We start from the raw sequence: 3,584 nt of genomic DNA, 5'->3' as shown, positions 1-3,584 counted from the left end.
GTGTTGGCTATCTCGCCGTAGAAACGTGGATCGCCACCGGCACTGTCCGCAATCGAGACAGCGATCGTCGCCTTATGGACATCCAGGCCTACATATTTGCTAAACTCGTTCATGACCTACCTCCTCAATTGCGGCTCTGCGCCGAAAGGTTCACCAACCCTCAGCGTAACCCGCGTCCGTTGAGGTTGGTAGGTCAATACATTCTGTCTACTTGTCGGGTTGTTTGAATAGCGCATCAAGCGGATTCGGCTTCTTCGGCGCTTCGCCGCCGCCGAACAACGCGTCCAACTCGGCCCGCTTGCTGTCCACCGCCGCGCGCCCGCGCTTGCCCGCAAACTCTTCCTCGATATTGTCCCGATAAAAACTCCAGGCCGCGCCCGACGTCGAAAAGCGCCGCCATACCTCGCTGCCGACGCCCGAGTAATCGATGGCGCTGCCGTCGTCGAATTCCACGCGCAGGATGCGCTCGCGCGCGTCGTAGCCGATGGCGCGCAGTTTGCCTGCGTTGATGCGTTTCATGTCCATGATGTCGTTTGTCCCGTYGCGATGCATGTCCACCATGCGTTCGACGATTCTATAACTTCTCGATCTGCCCCCGCGCATATCCCGCACCGGAGCCGTTCGGCGCCAGCTCGAGATAGGTCTTGTACGCCGCCTTCGCCTTGTCGCCATCGCCCGCGCGCGCATACGCGTCGCCCAGGTTCATGTACGCGATCGCGCGCGACGGATCCATTTTGATGGCGTTCTCGAACCAGCGCGCGGCTTCCGCGAACTTCTCCTGCTTGTAGTACACGAAGCCGAGATTGTTTGCCGCCAGCGCGAAATTCGGCCGCAGTTTCAGCGCTTCCGTGAACTGGGTCTCCGCTTGCGCGTACTGCTTTTCCTTGTACAGCTGCAGGCCGTGATCGTTGGCGCGCTGTGCCTGCTGGCGGCCCGAGACCGGGACCGCAGCCGGCGCCTTGATCGTCTGCTCGCCGCCCTGCAAATCCTTCACGACGACGGGCGCGGTCGGCGCCGACGCCTTCGCATCCAGCTTGGTATTGAGGGCGATGGCATCGTTCGACAGCTGCGCCGTGTTCGTATTCAGGAATTCGCTTTCATCGGGCAGTTCGAACACGAAGTCGCCGCCTTCCGACCCCGGCAGGCTGCCGAAGGCGGGCGTCTGCTGCGACACGCTGGACACGGCCGGCGCCACATACGCCGCCAATTCCGTCGCCGTGATGAGGCCATCGCCGTTCAGGTCGGCCTTGCCGCCGAGGCCCTGCAGCAGCGTCCACGTGAACACGGAGTGGCCGTTCGGGCCGCCGTCCGACACCATCTGGTCCGTGCCGCCCGCCGTCAGCATCTGCCGGCCGAGACGCTTCGCGTTATCGCGCAGGAGGGCCGCATTGGCGCCGCCGCGCGTGAGTCCCAGGCCGCTGTAGCACGCATCCATCACGAACAGCACGTGCTTTGCGGGCAGGCTTTCGGCGATGTTCTGGATTTCCGTCATCGGGATGGCGTCGCTGGACAGGTTCTCCGGATCGGCGTCGTACGGCACGATGTAGCCGAGATCGCGGCCGGAACTGAGCTTGCGCGTGGCGCCGTGGCCGGCGAAGAACACGAATACGCGGTCGTTCGGTTGCAGGCCCGTATTTTGTCCATTATTCCCACCGTGGCCCACGAGATCGTGGAATGCGGCGAGGATGCCGCGCCGCGTGGCCTGCTCGTTCTTCAAAGTGACCACGTGATCGGGCGCGAAGCCGAACTTCTGCACGAGCGTCTGGCCGACGCCTTCCGCATCGCGCACGGCATACTGCAGGTGCGGCCATTTCGGATAGTTGTCGACGCCGACGACGATCGCCCACGACGCCGCATACCCCGTCGCGGCCGCGCGCGCGACGGGGGGCGGCGCGGCGTTCGTTCCACCGGACACGCGGAACGTGGTGCCGTCCCAGCCGGCGAACTGATAACCCTCGGCGACGAGACGGTCGAGGATCGCCGGCAGGGCCTTCACGGTGCGCTCGTGGATGTCGTGGAACAGGATGATGCCGCGGCCTTCCTTCTCGACGGCGTGCAGCACGCGGTCGGCGATGGAGGAGGGCACCGGATCGGCCCAGTCGAGCGAATCGATGTTCCACATGACCGACTTCAGGTGCGCATCGGCCAGCAGATGCATGCCTTCCTTGTTGCGCGCGCCGTAGGGAAAGCGGAACAGCGCGGAGCGTTGCGGATCGACGGCTTTCAGCAGCGTGTCCGTATCGAGGATCTCGGCTTTCAGACTGTCGCCGCTCTCCTTCGACAGCTGTGCGTGCGTGAAGCTGTGATTCGCGAGCACATAGCCGGCCGCCTTCAGCTTGCGGCTGACTTCCGCGCCCGCATTCAGCCGCGCGGTGCCATGCGCATCGAGCGTGCCGAGGTTGCGGCCGACGCTGAAGAACACGGCGGGCGCGTCATACTGCTTCAGGATTGCCGCGATCTCTTCGCTGTAGCGGCGGTGCGGACCGTCGTCGAACGTGAGCACGATCGTCTTCTTCGGCAGGCCCTTGCCGAAGATCTCGTCCTCTTCCTTTTGCGCCTGCGCTCCTTGGTCCTGCGCCGGGCCCGGTTCCGTCGGCTCAGGCTTGGCCGGGTAGGGCAGCACGACGCCGTAATCCTTGAGGATCTGGTCGCGCTGGTAGAGCGTCTTCAGGTAGGCGACGTAGCCGTCCCACTTTTCGCGCTTCAGGGTGATGGAGCGCGTCTCGAAGCGCCCGAACACGGCGCGGATCTCCTTCTCGTAATTGCGTTCGATCTCGGCCAGCGCGTCGAGGTCTTCGGAGATGCGCTTGTGCAGCTTGATCGCGGGCAGCGAGGAATCCTTCGCGACGAGGTCGAGCAGTGATTGCATCGGCTCGCGGAAGGCGAGGCGGTCGGCGTCGTACAGGCCTTCGTTCGACTCGACGTAATCGAGCAGGGCGCCGATCGCCTCGAAGCGACGTGGATTCTGCGAGCCGACCAGGTTTGCCAGTGCATCGTCGATCTTGTTGATGCGCTCCTGGTTCTCGTGGAACAGTTGCTGGCCGATGTGGTTGATCTCTTGCTGGCCGCTTGTCGACAGGCCGGCTTCGTCCTGCGTCAGTACGATCATCTTGCGGTAGGCGGCCAGGACCTGCTTGAGGTCGGCGGCGATGGCGGTGGCTTCCTTTGCTTGTGCTTGCGCTTGGGGAGCCGGCTTGTGGTTGACGAGCCAAGTGCCACTGGCGGCGCCGGCTGCAGCGACGGCGAAGATGACGAGGTAGAGGACTTTGCGTTTCACGGCGGTTGTTGTTGAAAAGTTTTATCTTGGAAACAATACCATCACTGTGATGATGGAGGCCAACAAAAACTTAACGTTTGTGGTGACGCAATCCTGTAGGGCGGGTGTGGTCTACGCGATGGCAGGATGCGATGGCAGGATGCTCTTGTACTGCCGAGAATCCTTGCTATAATAGGCGGCTTCGCGAACAAGCGCGTTCGTGAACCCATCAGGAGAGATGGATGAGTGGTTTAAGTCGCACGCCTGGAAAGCGTGTATAGGTTCATAGCCTATCGGGGGTTCGAATCCCCCTCTCTCCGCCAGGAGA

2 protein-coding genes and 1 tRNA gene are annotated in these 3,584 nt (G+C 62.9%); 1 reads left to right on the top strand and 2 read right to left on the bottom strand.

The window, feature by feature from the left end:
• Positions 1 to 207: 207 nt before the first annotated feature.
• Both AC1DYX_RS29205 and AC1DYX_RS29200 read right to left on the bottom strand, forming a co-directional pair.
• Positions 208 to 519: a KTSC domain-containing protein gene (locus tag AC1DYX_RS29205; protein WP_477265426.1), complete on the bottom strand. Its 312-nt coding sequence runs from the start codon at positions 517 to 519 to the stop codon at positions 208 to 210.
• 55 nt (positions 520 to 574) lie between these two features.
• Complete coding sequence (locus AC1DYX_RS29200; protein ID WP_477265425.1) at positions 575 to 3,277, bottom strand: polysaccharide deacetylase family protein; 2,703 nt, start codon at positions 3,275 to 3,277, stop codon at positions 575 to 577.
• Positions 3,278 to 3,488: 211 nt separating this feature from the next.
• Between AC1DYX_RS29200 and AC1DYX_RS29195 the strand changes: the two genes are divergently transcribed.
• Positions 3,489 to 3,579 (top strand) — tRNA-Ser (locus AC1DYX_RS29195).
• Positions 3,580 to 3,584: the final 5 nt, after the last annotated feature.

The organism is Massilia sp. P2_C2, from assembly GCF_056404615.1.
This window is presented reverse-complemented; position numbering and strand designations above follow the sequence as displayed.